This is a genomic window from Intrasporangium zincisolvens, assembly GCF_034724055.1.
GTDB classification, from domain to species: Bacteria; Actinomycetota; Actinomycetes; order Actinomycetales; family Dermatophilaceae; genus Monashia; species Monashia zincisolvens.
Genome location: NZ_JAWIIL010000008.1, coordinates 1 through 25,150, shown reverse-complemented (window position 1 = coordinate 25,150; position 25,150 = coordinate 1). Strand labels below are relative to the sequence as shown.

Here is a 25,150-nt window from a genome sequence, read left to right as displayed (position 1 = left end):
GCCGCTCACTTGTAGCTCCGCTGCTTCATCTCGACGAACTCGTACACGAGGTCTTCCTTGTGCAGGACCGGCGAACCGCCGTCACCGCCGAACTCCCAGGCGGCGACGTAGGCGAACTGGTCGTCGTGGCGCAGGGCCTCGCCGTCCTCGGTCTGCGACTCGGCGCGGAAGTGGCCACCGCAGGACTCGCGACGGTGGAGGGCGTCGATGCACATCAGCTCACCGAGCTCGATGAAGTCGGCGACACGGCCGGCCTTCTCGAGGCTCTGGTTGAGCGTGTCGGCGGCGCCGAGCACCTTGACGTTGCGCCAGAACTCGTCACGGAGCGCGCGGATGAGGTCGATGGCCTTGAGCAGGCCCTCCTCGGTGCGCTCCATGCCGCAGTACTCCCACATGATGTTGCCGAGCTCCTTGTGGAAGGAGTCGACGCTGCGCTCGCCGTTGATCGACAGGAACTTCGCGACCCGGGCATCGACCGACGCCTTGGCCTCGGCGACCTGCGGGTTGGACTCGTCGAGCTTCTCGAACGGGCCCTTGGCCAGGTAGTCGCGGATGGTGTTCGGCAGGACGAAGTAGCCGTCGGCCAGGCCCTGCATCAGCGCGGACGCGCCGAGGCGGTTGGCGCCGTGGTCGGAGAAGTTCGCCTCGCCCGCGACGAAGAGGCCGGGGATGCTCGACTGCAGGTCGTAGTCGACCCAGAGGCCGCCCATCGTGTAGTGCACCGCGGGGTAGATGCGCATCGGCACCTCGTACGGGTTCTCACCCGTGATCCGCAGGTACATGTCGAAGAGGTTGCCGTACTTCTCGCGGACCGTGGCCTCACCCATGCGCGCGATCGCGTCGGCGAAGTCGAGGTAGACGCCACGGCGGAAGTCGCCGACCATCGGGCCGACGCCGCGACCCTCGTCGCAGACGTTCTTGGCCTGGCGGCTGGCGATGTCGCGGGGGACGAGGTTGCCGAAGGACGGGTAGATCCGCTCGAGGTAGTAGTCGCGGTCCTCCTCGGGGATCTGCCGCGGGTCCTTGTCGCAGTCCTCCTTCTTCTTCGGCACCCAGATGCGGCCGTCGTTGCGCAGCGACTCCGACATCAGCGTCAGCTTGCTCTGGTGGTCGCCGGAGACCGGGATGCAGGTCGGGTGGATCTGCGTGTAGCAGGGGTTGCTGAAGTAGGCGCCCTTGCGGTGTGCGCGCCACGTCGCGGTGACGTTGCTGCCCATCGCGTTGGTCGACAGGAAGAAGACGTTGCCGTAGCCGCCGGAGGCGAGCACGACGGCGTCGGCGAGGTGCGTCTCGACCTCACCGGTGACGAGGTCGCGGGCGATGATGCCGCGCGCCTTGCCGTCGACGATGACGACCTCGAGCATCTCGTGGCGGCTGAACATCTCGACGGTGCCGGCCGCGACCTGACGCTCGAGCGCCTGGTAGGCGCCGATGAGCAGCTGCTGGCCCGTCTGGCCGCGGGCATAGAAGGTGCGCGACACCTGGACGCCACCGAAGGAGCGGTTGTCGAGCAGGCCGCCGTACTCGCGGGCGAACGGGACGCCCTGCGCGACGCACTGGTCGATGATGTTGGCGCTGACCTCGGCGAGGCGGTAGACGTTCGACTCGCGCGAGCGGTAGTCGCCGCCCTTGACGGTGTCGTAGAAGAGACGGAAGACGGAGTCGCCGTCCTCCTTGTAGTTCTTCGCCGCGTTGATGCCGCCCTGGGCCGCGATCGAGTGCGCGCGGCGCGGGGAGTCCTGGTAGCAGAAGGACTTGACGTTGTAGCCGGCCTCGCCGAGCGTCGCGGCGGCCGCGCCACCGGCGAGGCCGGTGCCGACGATGATGACCGAGAGCTTGCGGCGGTTGGCCGGGTTGACGAGCGCGGCCTCGAACTTGCGCTTGTTCCAGCGGCCCTCGATGGGGCCGGCCGGAGCCTTGGGGTCGGTGAGGGGCGCGCCCTCGGTGTAGAGGCCGTGGGCGACGCCCGGGGCGACGGGCGCCTCGGTGGGGGCGGCCGGCGCCTCGGTGGGGGCGGTCGTGGTGGCCGTCGTGTCGGTCATGGATCAGTTCCCCTTGACGATTCCGAACAGGATGGCGAGCGGCGGCAGCGCGAAACCGACGGCCGTGACGAGGGCGATGACCGTCGCGGTGGCCTTGGCGTTGCGGCGGGCCCGGGCCGTGGAGGCCCAGCCGAGCGTCTGCGTGGCGCTCCAGACGCCGTGCCACAGGTGCATCCCGAGGGCGACGAGCGCGAGCAGGTAGATGAGGACGACCCACCACACCTGGAAGCTCGAGATGACGAGCTGGCCGGCGCTGTCGCCGGACACCGCGTCGGGGCCGACGTTGAACTTGAGGATCGTGAACTGCAGCAGGTGCCACACGAGGAAGAGCAGCAGGGCGACGCCGCCCCAGCGCATCATCTTGCTCTTGACCGTCGCGCGGGCGGCCTCCTTGGCGACGTAGCGGTTCGTCCGCGCACCGCGGGCCCGGCTCCACAGGTGGAAGGCCGAGTAGGCGTGGGCGACGAGCGCCACGACGAGCAGGGCGCGGAAGAGCCAGAGGAACCCGCCGAAGGGCAGGATCGGCGTCAGCAGGGTGCGCAGGTGCAGGGCGTACTCGTCGAACGCCTCGACACCGCCGAAGATCTTGAGGTTCCCGTACATGTGCAGGAGCACGTAGAACACGAAGAGCGCGCCCGACACGGCCATGAGGAACTTCATGAACACCGTGGTACGGCGTGCCGACGCAGGTCTCTGGGATCCCGTCGCTGGGAGAGTGTTGGTGGCCACCCGCGCACCCTACCGCCGCGGATTCCGTGCTCCGACGCCGTACCCCCGGGTAGCGCGCACTGTGACCATTCCAACAGCGTCGGGGTCACGGACCGGCCACGAACCCTCGACGCGGCCGGGCCCGGCGGAGCGCACGCGTCAGGCCGCGACGCGTCGGGCGACGCGCTGCGCGGCCGTGTCTCTTGCCGTGGCGTAGTGCTCGAGGAGGCGGTCGACGACGGCCGACCAGGAACGTCCGCGGACCCGTTCGTGCGCCCGGCGACCGAGCGAGCCCGCGTGGACGGGGTCACCCAGCACCCGTTCGACGTGGGCCCGCAGCGATCCCGGCGTCTCCGGGTCGAACAGGTGGCCGTCGACGCCGTCGGTGACGAGATCGACCGGGCCGCCGGCGCGAGGCGCGACGACGGGCAGGCCAGTGGCACCGGCCTCCTGAAGGGTCTGCCCGAAGGTCTCGGACGTGCCGGTGTGCACGAAGACGTCGAGGGCGGCGTAGGCGCGGGCGAGGTCGTCGCCGTGCCGCTCACCGAGGAACGCCGGCGGCAGGGGCGTGCCAGGTCGGCCGCCGGAGGAGCGGGCAACCGCCTGCCCCAGGACGTGGGCCAGGTCGTCGCGCGAAGGGCCGTCGCCGACGACGACGAGCCGTGTGCCCGGCAGGGCGGCGAGCTCGGCGAGCCGCTCGACCTCCTTCTCCGGGGCGAGCCGCCCGACATAGCCGATGAGCCGCTCGCCTCCGGGGGCGAGCTCGCGCCGCACGGCCCGCGTCAGCGCGTCGAGACGCCACGCGGGGTTGTGCAGCGACGCGTCGACTCCCCGCCCCCACAGGGCGGTTCGCTCGATGCCGTGGGTCTCGAGGTCGGCGAGGGACGCACTCGAGGGGGCGAGCGTCAGGTCAGCCGACGCGTGCAGGCGGCGGATCCAGCGCCACGTCGTCGCGGCAGCCGCGGCACCCGCCGGACCCGGCGTGTGGCGGCGCACGTAGGCGGCCATGTCGGTCTGGTAGACCGCGACGGTCGGCAGGGCGAGGCGTCGGGCCGCGGTGAGCCCGGCGGCACCCACCGCGAAGGGGCTCGCCACGTGGACGACGTCGGGCGCGAACCCCCGCAGCACCCGCTCGACCTCGCGTGTCGGCAGCCCGACGTCGAAGCTGCGCACCGGCACCGAGGCGACCCGGTGCACCCGGGCCCCGTGGAACACCTCGGGGCCGCCGTCTCGGCACCGTGGAGCGACGACCCGGACGTCGTGGCCACGCTCGGCCAGCTGTTCGACGACCCGGCAGACGCTCGTCGTGACCCCGTTGACCTGCGGCAGGAACGACTCCGTGACGATGGCGACGCGCACGGGACCACCGTGGCCGGGCCCACCCGGCAGCCGGGCGACACCGCGGGGTGGGTCGGGTGACGGCTCGGTGACGACCTCGTGCCGGACGGCGACCCGGGAGGGCCACCTAGGGTGGCGCCATGGTGCTCCACGACGCGGCGGCCGCGCTCGACTGGCTGATGGACAAGTCCTTCGTGCTCGGCTACACCCGGATCGGTCCGGCCCTGCGGCGCACGTGGTGGCCCGACGACCCGGTGCCGGGGGCGCTCGTCGGCAGGCACGTCCTCGTCACCGGCGGCAGCGGCGGTCTCGGGCTCGCCACCGCCCGGGGGCTGCTGCGTCTCGGCGCCGTCGTCCACGTCACGGGTCGCGACGAGCGACGCCTCGACGAGGCGCGACGCCGCCTCGAGGCCGACGTGCCCGAGGCGCAGGTCGAGGCGGCCGTGGCCGACGTCAGCGACCTCGCCGCCACGGCCGACTTCGCCCGTGACCTCGCCGCTCGCGTCCCGCGCCTGCACGCCGTCGTCCACAACGCCGGCGTCATGCCGCAGCAGCGCACGACGACGCCGGAGGGGCACGAGCTGTCGCTCGCCACCCACGTCCTCGGCCCGCACGTGCTCACCTACGGGCTGCGCGACGTCCTCGCTGCCGGGCGCGTCGTCGTCGTGACCTCTGGTGGCGCCTACGGCCAGCGCCTCGACGCCGACGACCCGGAGTGGCACGCCAGCGCGTCGGGCGGCTACTCCGGTGTCACGGCCTACGCGCGCACCAAGCGGATGCAGCTGGTCCTCACCGAGCTGTGGGCCCGCGACCTCGCGGCCGCCGACATCCGGGTCAACGCGATGCACCCCGGGTGGGCCGACACCCCGGGCGTCACCGACTCGTTACCCCGGTTCGCCGCGCTGACGGGTCCGCTGCTGCGCGACGCCGACTCGGGCGCCGACACCGCGGTCTGGCTCACGGCCACCGGGGACCCCACCGGGACCGGCGGCTTCTGGCACGACCGGCGGCGCCGGCCGACGCACTACGCACCCGTCGGTGTCGAGTCGGGCGACGAGGTGGAGCGCTTCTGGCGGTTCGTCCGCGACGAGACCGGCGCGCCCGGCCCTACGGCTTGACCCAGCACGTCCAGCGCACGATGCGCAGGTAGCCGAGCCGCTCGTACACCGGCTGGCCGTCGTCGCTGGCGATGAGGACGGCCGGCTGCTCCGGCCAGGCGGTCGTCGCGGCCCACGTCAGGGCGGCTCCGGCGCCGCGGCCGCGGGCCGAGCCGCGGACGGCGACGTTCTCCACGACGGTCAGGCCGGCGGCCGAGTGGGCCGCGGCGGTGGCCACCGCCTCGCCGTCGGCGTACCCGACGAAGACGCGCGTCGTGCCGTCGACGACCTCGGGCCGGTAGAAGTCGCCCGGTGGCAGGTCAGCCATGTCGGGCATCGGATAACCCTCGACGAGAACGCGTTCCGCGGCGACCAGCGCCTCACGGTCGAGGGCCTCGTGCACCTCGACGCCCGTCCGCGGTGGCTCGGTGATGGTCGAGGTCGGTCGCAGCATGAACGGCGGGTGGCCGACGAGCCCGAGGCCGAGCGGTGCGAGGTCGGGCGTCGGGAACGGGCTGACGACGAGGGCGGACGTGTCCGCTCCGTACGCCTCGACGATCGCCTCGGCGACCGCGGCCCAGTCCTCCGGCGGGCGGGTCACGATCGCCCAGTTGAGCAGTGCCGACGCGCCGCCCCCGAAGCCGGCGCAGAAGGCGTCGGCCTCGACGAACCGGCCGCGAGCGGCTGTCGTCAGCGCCCGCGCCCACGACACGTGGGCGTCGATGCCCTGGCGCACGAGGGAGTCGGCGGGGTCGAGGTCGCGCTCCCAGCCGGTCGTCAGGTGCTCGCCCTGCCCGGGCAACATCGAGGTCATGCCTCCACTGTCGCCCCGCGTGACGCCTCGAGCGGCCGGTTCGCACAGACCCGGCCGGCGCGGCGGACGCACCCGACGCGTTGGCCGGTGTGGCGGCGTAGGCGGCTCAGGTGAGGTCGGTGCGCCCGCGCGCCGTGAGCTCCTCGACGATCTTCTTGACGTCCTGGGCTCGGTCGGGGCGTGTGATGAGGAGAGCGTCCTGGGTGTCGACGACGACGAGGTCGTCGACACCGATGAGGGCGACGAGCCGGCCTCCGGTGGCGACCGTCGCCGTCGAGTCGATGCTGAGGATGTCGTCGGCCGGGCCGATCGCCGTGATCCCCGGGAGGTCGCTCGACGAGGTGACGAGCTGGGTCAGCGCGGCGAAGTCGCCGACGTCGTCCCAGCCCAGGGCCGCCGGCACGACGGCGACGCGTCCGGCTGCCGCCGCGGGCTCGGCGACGGCGTGGTCGATGGCGATCTTCTGCAGCACCGGCCACAGGTCGCGCATCCGACGCGGGTCGGCGGCGATGATGCGCAGGTGGTCGACCATGTCGGCGTGGTTCTCGGCCAGCAGCTCGAGGAGGGTGGTGGCGCCGACAACGAACATGCCTGCGTTCCAGCGGTATTCGCCGGTCCCGAGGTAGCTGCGCGCGGTGTCGGCGTCGGGCTTCTCGACGAACTCGTCGACGCGGTGGGCGCTCGGGGCGTCCGCGACGGCCAGCGGCTCACCGAGGCGGATGTAGCCGAATGCCGTTGAGGGGTGGGTCGGTTCGATGCCGATCGTGACCAGGTCGCCCTGGCGTGCCACGGCGACGGCCTCCCGCACCGCGCTCTCGAAGGCTGCGGTGTCGCGGATGACGTGGTCGGCCGCGAAGGACCCGAGCACGGCCTCGGGGTCGCGCCGCTCGAGCATGGCTGCGGCGAGCCCGATGGCCGGCATCGAGTCACGGGGCGACGGCTCGCCGACGACGGCGTCGTGGCCGAGCATCGGCAGCTGCGCCCGCACCGCGTCCTCGTGCGCGACGCCGGTGACGACGAGCATCTGGTCGCCGACGAGCGGCTCGAGCCGGTCCCACGTGGCGCGCAGCAGCGACTGTCCCGATCCGGTGAGGTCGTGGAGGAACTTGGGGGACTGGCGGCGCGAGATCGGCCAGAGCCGCGTGCCGGACCCGCCGGCGGGGATGACGGCCCAGAAGCCGGGGATCGCACTCATGGGGGACACCGTACCGATGAGCAGCCGTGGGCCCGAACCGGTTCGTCCCCGCCTCCGGCCTCAGCCGATGTCGCGGCGTCGCAGCCCGGCGACCCCCAGTGCCGCGATGGCGACGGCGAGGACGGTGAGGACGCCGAGGGGCAGCCACTGCACCGATCCGCCCGGCAGGGCGGGCAGGTGCGAGAAGGGGGACAGGCCGACGAGCCAGTCGGGCAGGTCGAGCAGGTCGCCGAACTCGCCGAGCAGCAGGAAGCCGATGAGCACGGCCCACGCCAGGCCGGTGAACCGCGGCCACAGCCCGTAGAGGAGCATCGCGACCCCGAGCGTCACCCACACCGCCGGCAGCGTCGAGAGCGCCGCACCGACGAGGCGCACCACGAAGCCGCCGACGTCACCCTCCGCCGAACCGTGCACCAGGCCGGCGACGAGGGCACCGACCACCATGACCCCGGCGCTCGCGGCCACGGCCAGCGCGAGGTGCCCGTAGGCCCAGGTGGTGCGTCGCACCGGGGTCGCGAGCAGCGCCTCGGCCCGCGTCGTGGTCTCCTCGGTGTGCATGCGCGTCACGACGGCGATGGCGAGCGCGGCCGCCGCGACGGCCGCGAAGTGCAGCTCGCTCGAGAAGTAGATGTCGGTGATCGAGCCGGCGTCGCCCCCCATGGCGCGCAGCATGTCCTCGACCTGCGGGGAGTCGACGAAGCTCGTGATGCTGCCGGCGATCGACCCGAGCACGACGCCGAGCACGACATAGGCGACGCCCCACCCGGCGAGCATCCCGCGGGCCAGCCGGACCGTCAGTCCCGCCGCCGACCCGATGTCGCTGCGCTCGCGGCCGGCCCGGCTCGGCAGCACTCCCGCGCCGAGGTCGCGCCGGTCGAGCAGCGCGAAGGCGACGGCCACGAGGAGCACGTAGAGGACGACCCCGAGGATGACGACCCAGTACCGGTTCGCCCCGAACGGCGACACCTTGACCCCCCAGCCGAGCGGTGAGAACCAGGTGAGCACCCGCGCCGGGCTGTCATCGGCCGCCGTGTCGCCGACGGCGCGCACGAGGAACGCCACGGCGAGGGCGCCCAGCGACCAGCCGGCGGTGCCGCGGGCGCTCGACGTCAGCTGGGCCGCCACGGCCGTGACGCCGACCCACGACAGCCCCATGACGAGCCATGAGACCCCGAGCGCGACCGAGCCGGCGGCGTCGAGCCCGACGGCGACGGACCACAGCACCGTCAGCGCCACGGTCAGCACGACGGCGCCGGTGCCGAGCAGCACGGCTGCGCCGAGCGCGGCACGACGCCCGACGACGCCCGCCCCGAGCAGCTCGAGCCTCCCGGCCTCCTCCTCGATGCGGGTGTGCCGGCGCACGACGACGTAGGCGAGCATCGCGAGGAAGACGCCGCCGAGCAGGATCGACTTGAAGGTCGCGATGGAGTCGATGCCGAGGCTCGAGATCGGGCCGTACATGGCGACGAGTGCCGGGTTGGCCAGCGTCGGCGCCATCGACTGCTGCGCGGAGGCGAGGTCGGGGAAGAGCTTGAAGGTTGCCTCGGCCGACATCGCGACGAAGCCCGCGAGGGCGACCGCACTCACGGGCACGAAAACCCGGTCGCGGCGCATCGCGAGGCGCAGCAGCGACGGGGTGCCGGTCAGGCCCGCGGCCGACCGGACGCCGCCGCGGGCGGGGGCGGTGATGGTGCTCATGACGCCACCACGGGCGCACCGCCACTGCGGTACTGCTCCATGAAGAGCTCCTCCAGCGTCGGGGGCGCGCTCGTCAGGGCGGTGATGCCGTGGGCACCGAGCACCTCGAGGAGCCGGCCGAGGTCGTCGGCCCCGACGGTGCACGTCACGTGCGCTCCGGTCACCTCGGCGTCGGCGATGCCGGGCATCCCGGCCAGCGACGACGCGTCGAGCGGGCGGGCGAGTGTCGCCTCGACGCGCGTCCGGGACAGGTGCCGCAGCTGGGTCAGCGTGCCCGACTCGACGTTGCGCCCCTCGCGGATGATGCTGACGCGGTCACAGAGCGACTCGACCTCGGACAGGATGTGGCTGCTGAGCAGCACCGTGCCTCCCGCAGAACGGAACTCGCGGACGGCGTCCTCGAAGACGGCCTCCATGAGCGGGTCGAGCCCGGACGTCGGCTCGTCGAGGACGAGCAGCTCGACGTCGGAGGACAGCGCCGCCACGAGGGCGACCTTCTGCCGGTTGCCTTTGGAGTAGGAGCGGCCCTTCTTCGTCGGGTCGAGGTCGAAGCGCGCGAGCATGTCGGCGCGGCGCCGTTCGTCGATGCCGCCGCGGAGCCGGGCGAGCAGGTCGATGACCTCGCCGCCGGTGAGGTTGGGCCAGAGGGCCACGTCGCCCGGCACGTAGGCGAGGCGTCGGTGCAGCGTCTCGACGTCGCGCCAGGGGTCGCCCTCGAGCAGGGTCGCGTGCCCGCCGTCGGAGCGCAGCAGGCCGAGCAGGATCCGGATCGTCGTTGACTTGCCGGCGCCGTTGGGCCCGAGGAACCCGTGGATCTCGCCGGTGGCCACCTCGAGGTCGAGACCGTCGAGGGCGACGGTGTGGCCGAAGGACTTGCGGAGGTCGTGGACCTCGATCGCCGTGGTCATGCTCTCGACGATACACAAGATTCACGATTTACTGAATGAAGTGATCCTCAGTTAGGGTCTGGCCAGGAGCCGCGCACGCGGCCGCAACGGTGGGGAGGCGACGATGGGCGCACGACGCAGGGCACCACGGCGCGACGAGCAGGCCGTCGCGGCGTACGTCGAGCGCCTCGGCGACGCCCTGACCGAGGCCGGCATGCCGCGCCTCGCGGCCCGCGTCTTCGCCTGCCTGCTCGCCGACGACGACGGTCGGATGACCGCCGCCGAGCTGACCGAGGCCCTCGACGTCAGCCCCGCCGCCGTCTCGGGGGCCGTCCGCTACCTCACCCAGACCTTCCTCATCGGCAAGGAGCGCGAGCGCGGCACCCGCCGCGACGTCTACGTGGTGCAGGCCGACGCCTGGCACGGCGCCATCCTCAGCCGCGACCGCGTCATGAACCACATGGAGTCGAGCATGCGCACCGGTGTCACGGCCGTCGGCGGCACCGCCACGCCGGCCGGCCAGCGACTCCAGCTGTCGGTGTCGTTCCTCGAGTTCATCGGCGAGGAGATGCGGACCCTCGGTGAGCGCTGGGAGGACCGCAAGGCCGAGCTGCTCGCCGAGTGGGCCGACACCGCCTGACCGTCGAGAGGCCACGTTCGGTGGCCCCACCTGACGTGAGATCGGCAACGTTCACCGACGCCCGACGCGTGGGCCACCGACCCGCCGATACGCTCGGCACCATGGCTGACAGCACCGGCGCGCGCTCCGAGTCCGACCTGCCCATCGAGCCCGTCTACGACGCGTCGGCCCTCTCGGGCTTCGACGCCGAGGCCAAGCTCGGCGCCCCCGGCAGCTACCCGTTCACCCGCGGCGTCTACCCGTCGATGTACACGGGCCGGCCGTGGACGATGCGCCAGTACGCCGGCTTCGGCACGGCCAAGGAGAGCAACGAGCGCTACCACCAGCTCGTCAAGGCCGGCACCGGCGGCCTCTCCGTCGCCTTCGACCTGCCGACGCAGATGGGCTACGACTCGGACGAGCCGATCGCGCACGGCGAGGTCGGCAAGGTCGGCGTCGCCATCGACTCGGTCGACGACATGCGGGTCCTCTTCGACGGTCTGCCGCTCGGCGAGATCTCGACGTCGATGACGATCAACGCCCCCGGCTCGACGCTCCTGCTGCTCTACCAGCTCGTTGCCGAGGAGCAGGGCGTGCCGAGCGACAAGCTGGCCGGCACGATCCAGAACGACGTGCTCAAGGAGTACATCGCCCGCGGCACCTACATCTACCCGCCGCGCGAGTCCCTGCGCCTCATCGCCGACGTCTTCGCTTACTGCCACAAGGAGATGCCGCGCTGGAACACCATCTCGATCAGCGGCTACCACATGGCCGAGGCCGGGGCGACGCCCGTGCAGGAGATCGCCTTCACCCTGGCCAACGCGATGGAGTACGTCCGCGCCGCGCAGGCCGCAGGGCTGGCCGTCGACGACTTCGCGCCGCGGCTGTCCTTCTTCTTCGTGGCCCGCACGACGCTGCTCGAGGAGGTCGCCAAGTTCCGCGCGGCCCGGCGCATCTGGGCTCGGATCATGAAGGAGCAGTTCGGCGCGACGAACCCCAAGAGCCAGATGCTGCGGTTCCACACCCAGACCGCCGGCGTGCAGCTGACGGCGCAGCAGCCCGAGGTCAACCTCGTCCGTGTCGCCCTGCAGGGGCTCGGCGCGGTCCTCGGCGGCACCCAGTCGCTGCACACCAACTCCTTCGACGAGGCCATCGCCCTGCCCACCCAGAAGGCGGCCCGACTCGCGCTGCGCACCCAGCAGGTCATCGCCTACGAGACCGACGTGACCAAGACCGTCGACCCGTTCGCCGGCTCGTACGTCGTCGAGTCGATGACCGACGAGATCGAGGCGGCCGTGCTCGACCTCATCCAGCAGGTCGAGGACAAGGGCGGCGCCGTGGCCGCCATCGAGCAGGGCTTCCAGAAGTCCGAGATCGAGCGCTCCGCCTACCGGGTCCAGCTCGAGATCGACAACGGCGAGCGCACCGTCGTCGGCGTCAACCGCTTCACCCTCGACCAGGAGGAGCACTACGACCCGCTGCGCGTCGACCCGTCCATCGAGGCCGAGCAGCGCGACCGCCTCGCCGCACTGCGGTCCGAGCGCGACCAGGCCGCCGTCGACGCCGCCCTCGCGCGGCTGCAGGACGCCGCCCGCGGCACCGACAACCTCCTCTACCCGATGAAGGACGCGCTCGCCGCCCGCGCCACCGGCGGCGAGGTCGCCCACGCCCTGCGCGAGGTGTGGGGCGTCTACCACCCCCGCGAGACCTTCTGACCCGCGCCCGCCGGACCGCCACGAACCGGCCGTCACCCCGGCTGACCCCGTTCTGGGTCGAGTGGCCGGATCGAACCCCGGAAACTCGTCTCAGGACGCCTTTCGCCGGTTCGATCCGGCCACTCGACCCGTCCGGAGGCGCCGCAGGCCCTGGGATCGACGCAGCGCGACGACGTCCTCGATGGCCCGCCGGACGACGTCCGGTTCGAACATCACCTGCTCCCAGGTGAATCGCAGCACCAGCCAGCCGCGAGTCACGAGGCCGTTGTAGCGGCGGCAGTCGCGGTCGAACGCCCTTCGTCCGGTGTGGAACTCGTGGCTGTCCGCCTCGAGCACGATCTGCAGCTCCTCGTCCGCGAGGTCGACGCGCGCATAGAAGTCGTCATAGCGGATCCGAACCTGGGGCTCGACGACGAGCCCCCTCACGTTGAGCGCGATCGCGCGCAGGGAGGACTCGAACGGCCCCACGGCCCGCACGTCAGACGCCGCGATCACCCGGGCGACGCGGTCGCGCTGACGGGGCGTGAGCCACGCGCTTCGTGCGAGCACCTCGGACGGGCGCAGGCCGGCCCGGCGTGCCGAGTCGGCCACGGACAGGGCATCGGCGAACGGCAGGTCGAGGCAGCAGTCGATGAGGGTGCGCACCGGCGTCGTGACCCACCCGTCGGTGACGTCGTCCGCGTCGAGGTCGCGCCAGTGGACGATGACGCCGTCCGAAGCGCCCGACGGCAGGCTTCGCTTGGCCCGGACCGTCACGTGGGGAACCTCCGACGCCATCCGCACCTTCCAGCCCCAGTGCAGCGCCGCGGTCGTGTGCGACGCAGCGCCGCTGAGCCGGTGGGCGGCCGCGCGCGCGGCGTCGGTGCCCGCGAGGCAGTAGTGGCCCCGCGACGTGCGGACGACGAGTCCTGCCTCGAGCGCGGCGTCGACGTGACGCCAGTGCACGACAGCGAGCCGAAGCTGCCGTCGCGTCGCCGTGCCTCCCAACCTGACCAGTGCCTTGACCGCGCGCATCCACCGATGCTGCCCCGCCGCAGCGGCTCCTCGCCGGCGTCCTCCACAGGGCCAAGTGGCCGGATCGAACCCCGCAAACGCGCCCACAGAGCCGTTTCGCCGGTTCGATCCGGCCACTCGACCCACTCGGCTGAGGGAAGCGGGGGAGGTGAGCGCGGTCGGGAGTAGAGGTCAGCGGGGGCGGGCGCCGAGGCCCTGGCAGGCGGACGACCCCGCGTCGACGCCGGCCCGCAGCGCCGCCGCCCTCGACCCGCCGCTCAGCCACACCGACAGCAGGCCTGCGTTGAAGGCGTCGCCCGCGCCGGTGGCGTCGACGTGGTCGATCGTCGGCGCCTCGACGGTCTCGTCGATGCCGTCGCCGACCCACCGCGCGCCGGCCGCCCCGTCGGTGGCGACGACCTCCCGGACGTGGCCGAGCACCCGCTCCATCCCGCCGAGCGCATCCAGCTCGAGCGCGTTCGGCAGCAGCAGGTCGACGCCGTCGACCCACGAGAGGAACGCGTCGGCACCCTCGCGCTCGATGAGGGCATGGGCCTGCGGGTCGACCGACACGCTCCACCCGAGCTCGCGGGCCTGCCGCAGCGCCTCGAGGCCACCGGCCCGCGACTCGCGGTCGAGCAGCACGTAGCCGGACACGTGCAGGTGCGGGGTCTCGCGGTCGTCCTGGGGCAGGTCGGCGAACCACACGTCGTCGGGGCAGAAGGCGCGGTTGGCACCACGGTCGGGCAGCATCGTGCGCTCGCCCTGCGCGTCGAGCAGCACGGTGACGACGCACGTGGGGAGCAAGGGGTCGACGGCGAACGCGGTGCGCACGTGCCGCTCGGCGAGGTCGCCGGCGACGGCGCGCGCGGCGAGGTCGTTGCCGACGCGCGCCACGACGGTCACCGGCATGCCGGCCCAGGCCAGCCAGGCGGCCGAGTTGCCGCCCGCGCCACCCGGCACGAGACGCACCGACGCCGGGGTGTCGGTGCCCCAGCGGATCGGCCCACCCGGCGACGTGATGACGTCGAGCCCGACGTCGCCGACGACCACCACCGACCGCATCGGTCAGGCCCCCGTGCCCGGGACCGCAGCGGCTCCCGCCGTCAGGGCGGCCACCTCCGCCGCCACCTCACCGGCGAGGCGGGCGTTGGCGAGGACGAGCTCGACGTTGGCCCGCAGCGACTCCCCGCCGGAGCTGTCGTGGAAGTGCTCGAGCAGGCGCGGCGTCACGTCCTTGCCGTGCACTCCCTCGCGCTCGAGCAGGGCGAGCCCCTCGGCGACGAGCCGGTCGTGCAGGTCGCGGTCGACCTGCCGGTCCTCGGGCAGCGGGTTGGCCAGGACGACCCCGGCGCTGTCGGTGCCGAGCCGGTCGCGCGTCACGAGCACCCGGGCCGCCTCGGCGGCCGACTCGACGCGCCAGGGGACCCGGTGCCCCGAGTCGGACAGGTAGAAGCCGGGGAAGGCGTCGGTGCGGTAGCCGAGCACCGGCACCGACAGCGTCTCGAGGGTCTCGAGCGTGCCGGCGACGTCGAGGATCGACTTCACCCCGGCGCACACGACGAGCACCGGCGTCGACGCGATGACGCCGAGGTCGGCCGACACGTCGAAGGTCTCGGACGCCCCGCGGTGCACACCCCCGAGCCCGCCGGTGGCGAAGACGCGGATGCCGGCGAGGTGGGCGAGCGCCGACGTCGACGCGACGGTCGTCGCGCCCGAGAGCCCCAACGCCACGGCGACGCCGACGTCACGGACCGACAGCTTGGCGACGTCGGGGTCGGTGCACACGCGCTCGACCTCGGCCGGCCCGAGGCCGACGTGCACGACGCCGTCGAGCACCGCGATCGTCGCGGGCACGGAGCCGCCGGCGCGCACCGCGTCCTCGATCTGCCCAGCCACCTCGACGTTGTCGGGGTGGGGGAGCCCGTGGGCGAGGATCGTCGACTCGAGGGCGACGACGCCGAGCCCGGCGTCGAGGGCCTCGCGCACCTCCTCGCGGACGACGAGCAGGTCGGGTGAGGGCATCCGGGGCGACATGGCCACACCCTAGTTCTGCCGACCGTGTACTACCGGTGAGCTGCGGGGCTCCCGCCGCGCGGGCAGGCCGCGCACTCCCGCATGCCCGGCAGCGCGTAGATGAAGCAGCAGGAGACCCGACGCGGCTCCGGCCCGGTGGCGTGGCCGGCGGCGCCGGCAGCGAGCCGGGACGCACCCGCCCACATGTCCTCGACGACGCCCCAGCGCTGGCGCGAGCCGATCCGCACCTCCGGCGCGAAGGCCTCGACGACGTCGTGGACGAGGCCCTCGTACACGTCGCGGGCCCGCGAGGCGCGGCGGCCGGCGTCCGGCTCCACCGCGACGGTGGTCCGCGCGGGGTCGACGACGACACGGTGCGGGTACAGCCCGGGCGCGAGCTCGAAGCCCAGCCCCGACGCCTCGGGGGCGAGCACCCACGGGCCGAGCGCCGCCGCCTGGGCCACGGGCGTCGCGGCCACCTCGCACCACCACTGGAGCACGAACGCAGCGGGCACGTGGGGCGCGACCGGTACCCCGTGACGCCGCTCCATCTGGCCGCGAAGCGCCTCGCGCCAGGGCGCCAGCGGGTCGGCGCCCGCACGCACGTGGGCGAGGACGTCGGCGCACCACGTCGTCGCGACGGACGCGTCCGGCGTGACGGTCGTGAAGGGCAGCGCCCGGTCGACGCGTCGAAGCACGTCGAGGACGGCGGCAGCCTCGTCTCTCGGGTCGCCCGACGCCTGCGCCTCAGGCCCGTCCACGTCACCTCCCGGGGTCCCTCGCCGGGGTGCCGCCCACACCGACGACCCCGGGGTTGCCGGGGCAGCCACCATCCTCTCGCTAGAATCCCGTGATCGTGACCGACGCCGCCCTGCCCCTGCCCTTCGACGCGATCGGGCGCGTCGTCGACCAGCACGTGGCCGAGCTCGTCGCGTTCCGCCGCGACCTGCACACCCACCCCGAGCTCGGACGCGGCGAGGTCCGCACCACGGCGGCGATCGCCGACCGGCTCGAGACCGCCGGCATCCGGGTGCGCCGGCTGCGCGGCACCGGCCTCGTCGCCGACCTCGGCGCGAGCGACCCGGCCCAGCGCATCGCGCTCCGGGCCGACATCGACGCCCTGCCGATCCGCGAGGCCACCGGCCTCGACTTCGCCTCCGGCACCGACGGCGTCAGCCACTCGTGCGGGCACGACGTGCACACCACGGCCCTGCTCGGCGCGGCGCTCGCGCTCAAGAACGAGGAGGCCCGCCTCGTCGCGTCCGGCATCGGCGCCCGGCTCGTCTTCCAGCCCGCCGAGGAGCTCATGCCCGGCGGCGCCGAGGACGTCGTGGCCCAGGACGGCCTGGTCGGCGTCGACCGCATCTTCGCGCTGCACTGCGACCCGAACCTCGACGCCGGACAGGTGGGCCTGCGCGTCGGCCCCATCACTGCGGCCGCCGACCAGGTCGAGGTCGTGCTCGTCGGACGCGGCGGCCACACCTCCCGGCCCCACCTGACCCAGGACCTCACCTACGCGCTGGCCAAGGTCGTCACCGACGTGCCGGCCGTGCTGTCGCGGCGTCTGGACCCTCGCGCGGGGGCCGCCCTCGTGTGGGGCTCGGTCCACTCGGGTGGCGCCCACAACGTCATCCCGTCCTCGGGCAAGGTCGGCGGCACGCTGCGCATGCTCGACGCGAGCATCTGGGACGGCGTCGAGCGCCTCCTCGAGGAGGTCGTGCACGCAGTCGTCTCGCCCTACGCCGTGCACGCCGAGGTCACCATCACCAAGGGCGTCCCGCCGGTCGTCAACGACGCCGGCTGCATCGACGCGCTCACCGCGGCCGTCACCGGCGCAGGGGCCTTCGTCGCGCCGACGCCGCAGTCGCTCGGCGGCGAGGACTTCGCCTGGTACCTGACCCACGTGCCCGGCGCGATGGCGCGTCTGGGCACGCGCACCCCCGGCGGCCCGACGTACGACCTGCACCGTGGGGACCTCGTCGTCGACGAGGCCGCGATCCCCATCGGCGCGCGGACGCTCGCCGGCGTCGTCTTCTCCGCAGCCGCCGCCCGCACCGTCGACGCCGACCGTCCGCGCCGGCTCGGGATCGCCCGCTGACCTAGGGGCCCGACGGCTCTTTCCCGGGTGTTTCCCGGGCCTTTCCTGCGTGCCATGACACAGATCACCGAGCGTGTCCTGTCGATCTCACGACACAGCGGTCGCGGATCGATAACACTTCCCGTGACTTCCGCCGCGCCGCGTAGATCGTTGCCCGTCGAGGTCTACAGTTCCCTGCATCTGGGCCGATGTCGTCGTCGGTCCGTCGAATTTCCTAAGGAGCACCTCTTGCGTCACGCAACGAAGGTCGCGGCTGTCGTCGCCGCCGCCGCGCTCGGCCTCGCGGCCTGCGGCAGCAGCACCGACAACACGACGTCCCCCGGCAGCACGGGCGGATCCACCGGCGCGGCCGGCGGCACGCTGAAGATCGGCATGGCCTACGACGTGGGTGGCCGCGGTGACCAGTCGTTCAACGACGCCGCCGCTGCCGGACTCGACAAGGCCAAGTCCGAGCTCGGTGCCGACACCAAGGAGGCGGCTGCGGTCAACGGCGAGCCCGAGTCGGCCCGCAAGGAGCGCCTGCAGCAGCTCATCGACGCCGGCTACAACAACATCGTGGCCGTCGGCTTCGCGTACGCCAAGGCCGTCGGCGAGACCGCCAAGGCCAACCCCGACGTCAAGTTCGCCATCGTCGACGACTCGTCGCCCGACTCGGCCGGCCCGAACGTCGACCAGATCACCTTCGCCGAGGAGCAGGGCTCCTACCTCGTCGGTGCGGCCGCGGCCCTCAAGACGAAGACGAACCACATCGGCTTCATCGGTGGCGTCCAGACCGACCTCATCAAGAAGTTCGAGGCGGGCTACGTCGCCGGCGCCAAGGCCACCAAGCCGGACATCAAGATCGACATCAAGTACCTGACCCAGCCGCCGGACTTCTCCGGCTTCAACTCGGTCGACAAGGGCAAGGCCGCGGCCGACGGCATGTACCAGGGCGGCGCCGACGTCGTCTACCACGCAGCCGGCGGCTCGGGCGGCGGTGTCTTCACCGCGGCCAAGGCGGCCAAGGCGTGGGCCATCGGCGTCGACTCCGACCAGGCCAAGACGGCCCCGGCCGACGTCCGCGACGTCATCCTGACCTCGATGATCAAGAAGGTCGACGTCGGTGTGTACGACTTCATCACCGCGGTGAAGAACGGCACCTTCAAGGCCGGCAACCGGGTCTTCGACCTCAAGGCCGGCGGTGTCGACTACGCCACGACCGGTGGCCACATCGACGACATCAAGAGCAAGCTCGACGAGCTCAAGCAGAAGATCATCTCGGGCGAGATCACCGTCCCGAAGTCCTGATCGTCCTGATTCTCGGAGGGGAGCGGCCTTCGCGGTCGCCCCACCGGGCGGCCCGGGCGACGCGTGCGCGTCGTCCGGGCCGTCGCATCTTCACCCGAGTTCCCCACCCGGCACGGCGCGGCGCGTTAGGTTCGCGAGTGCTGGTTCAATACTCGATCGACGCCCGCGTCGAGGCGGGCCCGCATGAGGAGTGTGTGTCATCGTCACCAACGAGCCCGTGACCGGGGGCGAGCCCAGCGAGCCTCCGAAGGCCGTCCACCACGGCGCCCCGGCCGTCCGGCTCGAGGGCATCACGAAGCGGTTCCCGGGCGTCATCGCCAACAAGGACATCGCGCTGACCGTCGACAAGGGCACGGTCCACGCGATCGTCGGCGAGAACGGCGCCGGCAAGTCGACCCTCATGAAGATCCTCTACGGGGTCCAGCAGCCCGACGAGGGCACCATCGAGGTCGACGGCCAGGCCCGCCAGCTGCGTTCGCCGTCCGACGCCATCGAGGCCGGCATCGGCATGGTCTTCCAGCACTTCCAGCTCGCCGACAACCTCACGGTCCTCGAGAACGTCGTGCTCGGCGCGGAGAAGCTGCACGGCATCGGCGACGCCGCCCGCGCCAAGATCCGCGAGATCTCCGAGGCCTATGGACTCGACGTGCGTCCCGACGTGCTCGTGGCCGATCTCGGGGTCGGCGCTCGCCAGCGCATCGAGATCCTCAAGGTCCTCTACCGCGGCGCGCGCATCATCATCCTCGACGAGCCGACCGCGGTCCTCGTGCCGCAGGAGGTCGACGAGCTCTTCGACAACCTGCGCGAGCTGAAGTCCGAGGGCCTGACCGTCGTGTTCATCTCGCACAAGCTCGACGAGGTGCTCAAGGTCGCCGACGCCATCACCGTCATCCGGCGCGGCACCACCGTCGCCGAGGTCGACCCGACCGGTGTGACGCCGCGCCAGCTCGCCGAGCTCATGGTCGGCTCCGAGCTGCCCTCGCCCTCCACGGAGGAGTCGACGGTCACCGACACCCCGCTGCTGACCATCGAGGACACCTCGCTGGCCGACCCGGCCGGGGGACGGGCCCTCCTCGAGGACATCGACCTGACCATCCACGCCGGCGAGATCGTCGGCATCGCCGGCGTCGAGGGCAACGGGCAGGCCGAGCTCGTCGAGGTCATCATGGGTATGCGCGAACCCTCGAGCGGGCGCATCCTGCTCGGCGACGTCGACATCTCCGACTGGCAGGTCCGCGAGATCCGCGAGGCCGGCATCGGCTACATCCCCGAGGACCGCCACCGCCACGCGCTCCTGCTCGAGGCGCCCCTCTGGGAGAACGTCATCCTCGGCCACCAGACCGAGACCATCAACGTCACGGGCCCTGGCGGCATCCTCGTCAACACCGGCGCGGCCAAGCGCGAGACGCAGACGATCGTCGACGAGTACGACGTGCGCACGCCCTCGATCAACGTGACCTCCGGGTCGCTGTCGGGCGGCAACCAGCAGAAGCTCATCATCGGCCGCGAGATGCGCCGCAGCCCGCGCGTCCTCGTCGCGGCCCACCCGACCCGCGGCGTCGACGTCGGCGCGCAGGCGGCGATCTGGGACCACATCAAGGCGGCCCGCCGCGACGGCCTCGGCGTCCTACTCATCTCGGCCGACCTCGAGGAGCTCGTGGGCCTGTCCGACACGATCCGCGTCATCCTGCGAGGCCGCCTCTCCGGCGAGTTCGACCCGGACGTCGTGACCCGCGAGGAGCTCGGCGCCGCCATGACCGGAGCGCAGTCCGTCGACGCGTCCACGACGCCCGCGCCCGACGCGTCCACCGACACCGCGCCCGACGCACCCACCGACACCGCGACCGATGCGCCCGACGCCGGTACCCACAACGAGGGGGAGACCCGATGACCGGCCGCCTGGACGTCCGCCGCATCCTCATGGCGATCGCGGCGCCGCTCCTGTCGATCGTCGTGGCGGTCGTCGTGACGAGCATCATCCTGTACGTCGCCGGGGACCCCGTCGGTGCCGTGTGGGCCCAGCTGTTCAAGGTCCCGCTGCCGCGTCAGATGGTCGCGATCATCAACGCCGCCTCGGTGTACTACCTCTCCGCGATCGCCGTGGCCATCGGCTTCCGGATGAACCTGTTCAACATCGGTGTCGACGGCCAGTACCGCGTCGCCTCGTTCGCGGCAGCGCTCTTCGCCGGCCAGGGCTGGCTGCCCGGCTGGCTCAACATCATCGTCGCGATCATCGTCGCCATGGCCTCGGGCGCCGTCTGGGCCGGCATCGCCGGCGTCCTCAAGGTGACGCGCGGCGTCTCCGAGGTCATCTCCACGATCATGCTCAACTCGATCGCGACCCTGCTCGTCGCCTTCCTGCTGGGCAAGACCGCCGAGAAGGTCCAGGGCAGCAACGCGACCAACACCAAGCCGCTGCCGGCGGACTCCCGCGTCCCGGGCATCTCGCTCGACGGCATCATCGCGACCCCGAGCAAGGTCTATGGCCTCGTCCTGCTCGCCATCTTCGTCGGCGTCCTCTACTGGTTCGTCATCAACAAGACCCGGTTCGGCTTCGACCTGCGCGCGACCGGCCGGTCCGAGTCCGCGGCCGTCGCGAGCGGCGTCAAGGTCAAGCGGATGGTGCTGACGTCGATGTTGATCTCCGGCGCTGCAGCCGGCCTCGTCGGCATGCCGCTGCTCTTCGGCCAGGACTACGTGTACGGCGACACCGTCCAGGCCGGCCTGGGCTTCGCCGGCATCGCCATCGCCCTGCTCGGCCGCAACAACCCCATCGGCATCGGCTTCGCAGCGCTGCTGTTCGCCTACCTCGACGCCCAGGGCAACGGCCTGCAGATCAGCGCCGGGGTCAGTGACCGCCTCGTGCTCGTCATCCAGGGAGTCATCGTGCTGTCCGTCGTCATCGCCTACGAGGTCGTTCGCCGCGCGAACGTCGCCCTCGAGCAGCGCCGCGTCGCCAGTGAGCTCGCCCGGCAAGCCGGTGCCCCGACGGAAGGAGCGGTGGCATGAGCGCCCCCGTCATGACCGAGACCGCCCCGGCCGCGGCCCCGCCGGCCAAGCGCACCGGCCGGCCCCGGTGGTTCTGGGCCGCCATCATCGTCGGCGGCCTCCTCGTCCTCTCGACGGTTCGCGTCATCACCGGCGCCAACGACATCGACTCCTCGGGCGCGCTCATGGCTGCCATCGGTCTGGCCGTGCCGATCGGCCTCGCCGGCCTGGGCGGCCTCTGGAGCGAGCGCGCCGGCGTCGTCAACATCGGTCTCGAGGGCATGATGGTCCTCGGGACGTGGGGTGGTGCCTTCTTCGGCTACCACTACGGGCCGTGGGCGGGCATCCTCGGTGCGATCCTCACGGGCGTCGTCGGTGGCGCGGTCCACGCGCTCGCCACGGTGGTCTTCGGCGTCGACCACATCGTGTCCGGTGTGGCCATCAACCTGCTGGGTCTCGGGGCCGGCGCCTACCTCGCCGTCCGCACCTTCACCGGTCTGCCGGGAGGCGGCCCCACGCAGTCCCCGCCGCTGGAGCAGCTGCCCTTCCTCTCGGTCCCCGGGCTGTCTGACCCGCTGCTCACCCTCGAGCAGAAGCACTGGTGGCTCGTGTCCGACCTCGCCGCGGTGCTGCGCGCGCTGACGACCAACCTCAACGTCCTGACCGTCATCGCCGTGCTGCTGCTCGTCGTGACGTGGTGGGTGCTGTGGCGCACGGCGTTCGGCCTGCGGCTGCGCTCGTGCGGTGAGTCGCCGGTGGCGGCCGAGACGCTCGGCATCAACGTCTACCGCTACAAGTTCACGGCGGTCCTCGTCTCGGGCGGCCTCGCCGGGCTGGCCGGCGGCTTCCTCGTCCTCGTGGCCAGCAACCTCTACCGCGAGGGCCAGACGGGTGGTCGAGGCTTCATCGGCCTCGCCGCCATGATCTTCGGCAACTGGCGACCGGGCGGCCTGGCCGGCGGCGCGGCTCTCTTCGGCTACAGCGACGCGGTGCAGCTGCGTGGCGGCGGTGACGTCGTCCGCGCCTACCTGCTGCCGATCGCCGTCGCGCTCATCGCGTGGGGCATCTGGCAGGTCGTCCGGCGCCGGCAGGGCAAGCCGCTCAAGGGCGTGCCGATGGTCGTCATGGGTGTGCTCGCCCTCGGCTGGTTCCTGTCCGCGCCGAGCGTGCCCAACGAGTTCACCGCCATGACGCCGTACGTCGCGACGCTGCTCGTCCTGGCGTTCGCCTCGCAGCGCCTGCGGATGCCGGCGGCCGACGGACAGGTGTACCGCAAGGGTGAAGCGTCGTGATCGACCAGGCCGGTGCCGACTGGGAGTCCCTCCGGCGCCGCGCCGTCGAGCTCATGGAGCGCGCCTACGCCCCGTACTCGCACTTCCGGGTCGGGGTGGCCGGTCTCGTCGACGACGGACGCGTCGTGGCCGGCTGCAACGTCGAGAACGCGGCCTACGGCGTCGCGCTGTGCGCCGAGTGCGGCATGGTCTCCGAGCTGCACGCCACCGGCGGCGGCCGTCTCACCCACGTGTTCTGCGTCGGGGGAGACGGCCAGGCGCTCATGCCGTGCGGCCGCTGCCGTCAGCTGCTGTGGGAGAACGGCGGGCCCGACTGCCTGCTCATGACGCCGGAAGGCGTGCTGCCGATGTCGGCGGTGCTGCCGCAGGCCTTCGGGCGGGCCGACCTCGACGCCGCCGAGGCCTGAGTGCCACGGGCGGGCCCGAGGCCGGGTCTGCCCGTGGCGGAAACCGGCGGGCCTGCTCCCGGGCGTGCCGGGCTGGGGAATGATGGCCGTGTGAGCGAAGCCTTCGATGCCGTAGACGTCATTTCCGCCAAGCGCGACCGGTCCGAGCTGACCGACGCACAGATCGACTGGGTCATCGACGCGTACACACGCGGCGTCGTCGCCGAGGAGCAGATGTCCGCCCTCGCGATGGCCATCTACCTCAACGGCATGAGCGCCCGCGAGATCGCGCGCTGGGCCGACGCGATGATCCGCTCGGGGGAGCGGCTCGACTTCTCGTCGCTGTCGCGCCCGACGAGTGACAAGCACTCGACCGGTGGCGTCGGCGACAAGATCACCCTGCCCCTCGCCCCGCTCGTCGCGGCGTGCGGCGTCGCGGTGCCGCAGCTGTCCGGGCGCGGCCTCGGCCACACCGGTGGCACCCTCGACAAGCTCGAGTCGATCCCCGGCTGGCGGGCCGACATGTCGAACGAGCAGATGCTGGCCCAGCTCGAGGACGTCGGTGCGGTGATCTGCGCCGCCGGCTCCGGTCTCGCGCCCGCCGACAAGAAGCTCTACGCCCTGCGCGACGTCACCGGCACGGTCTCGTGCGTGCCCCTCATCGCCACGTCGATCATGAGCAAGAAGATCGCCGAGGGGACGGGCTCGCTCGTGCTCGACGTCAAGGTCGGGTCCGGGGCGTTCATGAAGGAGCTCGGGCAGGCGCGCGAGCTCGCCGAGACGATGGTGCGCCTGGGCACCGACGCGGGGGTCAAGACCGTCGCCCTGCTGACGAACATGAGCACGCCCCTGGGGCTCACGGCCGGCAACGCCCTCGAGGTGCGCGAGTCGGTCGAGGTGCTCGAGGGCGGCGGACCCGACGACGTCGTCGAGCTGACGCTCGCCCTGGCGCGCGAGATGGTCCAGGCCGCAGGCGTCGACGTCGACCCGGCCGACGTGCTCAAGGACGGACGCGCGATGGACGCGTGGCGCCGGATGATCTCGGCCCAGGGGGGAGACCCGGACGCGCCGCTGCCGACGGCGAAGGAGACCCACCACGTGCTGGCCCCGGCCGACGGGGTTCTCGTCGAGCTCGACGCGCTCGCCGTGGGCGTCGCTGCGTGGCGCCTCGGCGCAGGCCGGGCCCGCAAGGAGGACCCCGTGCAGGCGGGCGCCGGCGTGGAGATCCACTACAAGCCCGGTGCCACGGTGCGTGGGGGAGAGCCGCTGCTCACGCTGCACACCGACGAGCCCGACCGCTTCGAGCGGGCGCTCGCCGCTCTCGAGGGCGGCATCCTCGTGGCGCCCGAGGGCTCGCGCCCGGTGCTCGACCCCATCGTCATCGACCGCATCGCCTGAGCGGATCCCGTTGTCCCCGAGCGGTGGACGGGGTATGTCCACCGCTCGGGGCAGGCGGATTTGTCTTCGGCCGGGTCCACGGGCTAACGTTTACGACGTCAGCCCGACCGGGCGGAACGGACGCCGAGGCGGCCGGGTCCCGGGGACTGACTCCGATGGGAAACCCGCCCTGATGGACGGGGGCTGTCGGACCCGCCAGACCCTCTTCGGAGGGTCGCGTGAGGTGGCTCTTCGGAGCGGCTCGCGAGTTTGACTCCGGTCGAGGCGGCGGGTAAGTTTGAAGGGTTGCCCCGGAGGCCGGGCCCGCGTGTGTGGGTGTGGTTGATGGTGTGTGTCTGATGCTTGAGAACTCAACAGCGTGTCAAAAATCGATGCCAATACCTCGTCTCGAGGAGCCGGCGTGTGCTTGTGACTTCATGGTCGCGGGTTGCTGGTTTCTTGGATGATTTATATTTCTTTGGTTGACAACGACGATCAGTATTTTTTGCTGGTTGTTCGGCTCAGCCTGGATCATTTTTACCCTTCGTGGGTTGTACAACATCAACGGAGAGTTTGATCCTGGCTCAGGACGAACGCTGG

22 protein-coding genes are annotated in these 25,150 nt (G+C 72.2%); 10 read left to right on the top strand and 12 right to left on the bottom strand.

From position 1 onward, the window contains the following. Positions 1-5 precede the first annotated feature (5 nt). From RY076_RS18170 to RY076_RS18160, 3 genes are all read right to left on the bottom strand, one after another. Positions 6-2,042, bottom strand: coding sequence for a fumarate reductase/succinate dehydrogenase flavoprotein subunit (locus tag RY076_RS18170; RefSeq protein ID WP_323100543.1), 2,037 nt, complete (start codon positions 2,040-2,042; stop codon positions 6-8). A 3-nt stretch (positions 2,043-2,045) separates the two neighbouring features. Continuing rightward, entirely contained in the window at positions 2,046-2,708 is a 663-nt protein-coding gene (locus tag RY076_RS18165) for a succinate dehydrogenase cytochrome b subunit (RefSeq protein WP_323100762.1), read from the bottom strand. Between the two features lie 201 nt (positions 2,709-2,909). Beyond that, positions 2,910-4,109 carry a glycosyltransferase family 4 protein gene (locus RY076_RS18160; RefSeq protein ID WP_323100541.1) on the bottom strand — a complete coding sequence of 400 codons (1,200 nt, stop codon included), beginning with the start codon at positions 4,107-4,109 and terminating at the stop codon, positions 2,910-2,912. Between the two features lie 119 nt (positions 4,110-4,228). Between RY076_RS18160 and RY076_RS18155 the strand changes: the two genes are divergently transcribed. Then, positions 4,229-5,206 (top strand): SDR family NAD(P)-dependent oxidoreductase, encoded by a 978-nt coding sequence (locus RY076_RS18155; RefSeq protein ID WP_323100539.1) that lies wholly within the window; start codon positions 4,229-4,231, stop codon positions 5,204-5,206. Here RY076_RS18155 and RY076_RS18150 read toward each other — a convergent pair. The 4 genes from RY076_RS18150 to RY076_RS18135 form a co-directional block, all read right to left on the bottom strand. After that, a complete protein-coding gene (locus RY076_RS18150; protein WP_323100538.1) occupies positions 5,196-5,999 on the bottom strand; it encodes a GNAT family N-acetyltransferase in 804 nt (267 codons plus the stop codon). The two genes, RY076_RS18155 and RY076_RS18150, sit on opposite strands and share 11 nt — an antisense overlap. Before the next feature lie 106 nt (positions 6,000-6,105). After that, positions 6,106-7,194 (bottom strand): mannose-1-phosphate guanylyltransferase, encoded by a 1,089-nt coding sequence (locus RY076_RS18145; RefSeq protein WP_323100536.1) that lies wholly within the window; start codon positions 7,192-7,194, stop codon positions 6,106-6,108. A 60-nt stretch (positions 7,195-7,254) separates the two neighbouring features. Beyond that, on the bottom strand, positions 7,255-8,892 hold the full coding sequence (locus tag RY076_RS18140; protein WP_323100535.1) for an ABC transporter permease: 1,638 nt from the start codon (positions 8,890-8,892) through the stop codon (positions 7,255-7,257). Then, positions 8,889-9,800, bottom strand: coding sequence for an ABC transporter ATP-binding protein (locus tag RY076_RS18135; protein ID WP_323100534.1), 912 nt, complete (start codon positions 9,798-9,800; stop codon positions 8,889-8,891). Before RY076_RS18135 ends, RY076_RS18140 begins: the two co-directional genes overlap by 4 nt. A gap of 103 nt (positions 9,801-9,903) precedes the next feature. Between RY076_RS18135 and RY076_RS18130 the strand changes: the two genes are divergently transcribed. Both RY076_RS18130 and RY076_RS18125 read left to right on the top strand, forming a co-directional pair. Beyond that, positions 9,904-10,419, top strand: coding sequence for a GbsR/MarR family transcriptional regulator (locus tag RY076_RS18130; RefSeq protein ID WP_323100532.1), 516 nt, complete (start codon positions 9,904-9,906; stop codon positions 10,417-10,419). A 101-nt stretch (positions 10,420-10,520) separates the two neighbouring features. Then, complete coding sequence (locus tag RY076_RS18125; protein WP_323100530.1) at positions 10,521-12,113, top strand: acyl-CoA mutase large subunit family protein; 1,593 nt, start codon at positions 10,521-10,523, stop codon at positions 12,111-12,113. Positions 12,114-12,203: 90 nt separating this feature from the next. On the opposite strand, the gene RY076_RS18120 is transcribed toward RY076_RS18125, so the two are convergent. From RY076_RS18120 to RY076_RS18105, 4 genes are all read right to left on the bottom strand, one after another. Continuing rightward, positions 12,204-13,058: a DUF559 domain-containing protein gene (locus tag RY076_RS18120; RefSeq protein ID WP_323100528.1), complete on the bottom strand. Its 855-nt coding sequence runs from the start codon at positions 13,056-13,058 to the stop codon at positions 12,204-12,206. Positions 13,059-13,298: 240 nt separating this feature from the next. Further along, on the bottom strand, positions 13,299-14,171 hold the full coding sequence (locus tag RY076_RS18115) for a carbohydrate kinase family protein (RefSeq protein ID WP_323100526.1): 873 nt from the start codon (positions 14,169-14,171) through the stop codon (positions 13,299-13,301). A 3-nt stretch (positions 14,172-14,174) separates the two neighbouring features. Continuing rightward, entirely contained in the window at positions 14,175-15,143 is a 969-nt protein-coding gene (locus RY076_RS18110) for a pseudouridine-5'-phosphate glycosidase (protein ID WP_323100525.1), read from the bottom strand. A gap of 29 nt (positions 15,144-15,172) precedes the next feature. Next, a complete protein-coding gene (locus RY076_RS18105; RefSeq protein ID WP_323100524.1) occupies positions 15,173-15,883 on the bottom strand; it encodes a (2Fe-2S)-binding protein in 711 nt (236 codons plus the stop codon). Between the two features lie 95 nt (positions 15,884-15,978). Between RY076_RS18105 and RY076_RS18100 the strand changes: the two genes are divergently transcribed. The 7 genes from RY076_RS18100 (at position 15,979) to RY076_RS18070 (ending at position 24,571) form a co-directional block, all read left to right on the top strand. Next, entirely contained in the window at positions 15,979-17,220 is a 1,242-nt protein-coding gene (locus tag RY076_RS18100; protein WP_323100523.1) for an amidohydrolase, read from the top strand. Between the two features lie 228 nt (positions 17,221-17,448). Next, positions 17,449-18,507 (top strand): BMP family lipoprotein, encoded by a 1,059-nt coding sequence (locus tag RY076_RS18095; RefSeq protein WP_323100522.1) that lies wholly within the window; start codon positions 17,449-17,451, stop codon positions 18,505-18,507. 217 nt (positions 18,508-18,724) lie between these two features. Continuing rightward, a complete protein-coding gene (locus RY076_RS18090; RefSeq protein ID WP_323100520.1) occupies positions 18,725-20,398 on the top strand; it encodes an ABC transporter ATP-binding protein in 1,674 nt (557 codons plus the stop codon). Continuing rightward, positions 20,395-21,516: an ABC transporter permease gene (locus RY076_RS18085; protein ID WP_323100518.1), complete on the top strand. Its 1,122-nt coding sequence runs from the start codon at positions 20,395-20,397 to the stop codon at positions 21,514-21,516. Before RY076_RS18090 ends, RY076_RS18085 begins: the two co-directional genes overlap by 4 nt. Then, a complete protein-coding gene (locus tag RY076_RS18080; RefSeq protein ID WP_323100517.1) occupies positions 21,513-22,787 on the top strand; it encodes an ABC transporter permease in 1,275 nt (424 codons plus the stop codon). The genes RY076_RS18085 and RY076_RS18080 overlap by 4 nt, the downstream gene beginning before the upstream one ends. After that, complete coding sequence (locus tag RY076_RS18075) at positions 22,784-23,194, top strand: cytidine deaminase (protein WP_323100516.1); 411 nt, start codon at positions 22,784-22,786, stop codon at positions 23,192-23,194. The genes RY076_RS18080 and RY076_RS18075 overlap by 4 nt, the downstream gene beginning before the upstream one ends. Positions 23,195-23,284: 90 nt before the next feature. Further along, the gene (locus RY076_RS18070) at positions 23,285-24,571 is read left to right on the top strand and encodes a thymidine phosphorylase (protein WP_323100515.1); all 1,287 of its coding nucleotides are present in this window, start codon (positions 23,285-23,287) and stop codon (positions 24,569-24,571) included. Between the two features lie 361 nt (positions 24,572-24,932). On the opposite strand, the gene RY076_RS18065 is transcribed toward RY076_RS18070, so the two are convergent. Next, positions 24,933-25,150, bottom strand: a 218-nt coding sequence (locus RY076_RS18065) for a hypothetical protein (RefSeq protein WP_323100513.1), incomplete at its 5' end; no start/stop codon positions are given.

Coding starts and splice junctions, on each gene's coding strand:
- RY076_RS18170 (WP_323100543.1), bottom strand. CDS start 2,042: ATGACCGACACGACGGCCACCACGACCGCCCCCACCGAGGCGCCGGCC.
- RY076_RS18115 (WP_323100526.1), bottom strand. CDS start 14,171: ATGCGGTCGGTGGTGGTCGTCGGCGACGTCGGGCTCGACGTCATCACG.
- RY076_RS18080 (WP_323100517.1), top strand. CDS start 21,513: ATGAGCGCCCCCGTCATGACCGAGACCGCCCCGGCCGCGGCCCCGCCG.
- RY076_RS18110 (WP_323100525.1), bottom strand. CDS start 15,143: ATGTCGCCCCGGATGCCCTCACCCGACCTGCTCGTCGTCCGCGAGGAG.
- RY076_RS18085 (WP_323100518.1), top strand. CDS start 20,395: ATGACCGGCCGCCTGGACGTCCGCCGCATCCTCATGGCGATCGCGGCG.
- RY076_RS18155 (WP_323100539.1), top strand. CDS start 4,229: ATGGTGCTCCACGACGCGGCGGCCGCGCTCGACTGGCTGATGGACAAG.
- RY076_RS18145 (WP_323100536.1), bottom strand. CDS start 7,194: ATGAGTGCGATCCCCGGCTTCTGGGCCGTCATCCCCGCCGGCGGGTCC.
- RY076_RS18130 (WP_323100532.1), top strand. CDS start 9,904: ATGGGCGCACGACGCAGGGCACCACGGCGCGACGAGCAGGCCGTCGCG.
- RY076_RS18125 (WP_323100530.1), top strand. CDS start 10,521: ATGGCTGACAGCACCGGCGCGCGCTCCGAGTCCGACCTGCCCATCGAG.
- RY076_RS18135 (WP_323100534.1), bottom strand. CDS start 9,800: ATGACCACGGCGATCGAGGTCCACGACCTCCGCAAGTCCTTCGGCCAC.
- RY076_RS18150 (WP_323100538.1), bottom strand. CDS start 5,999: ATGACCTCGATGTTGCCCGGGCAGGGCGAGCACCTGACGACCGGCTGG.
- RY076_RS18140 (WP_323100535.1), bottom strand. CDS start 8,892: ATGAGCACCATCACCGCCCCCGCCCGCGGCGGCGTCCGGTCGGCCGCG.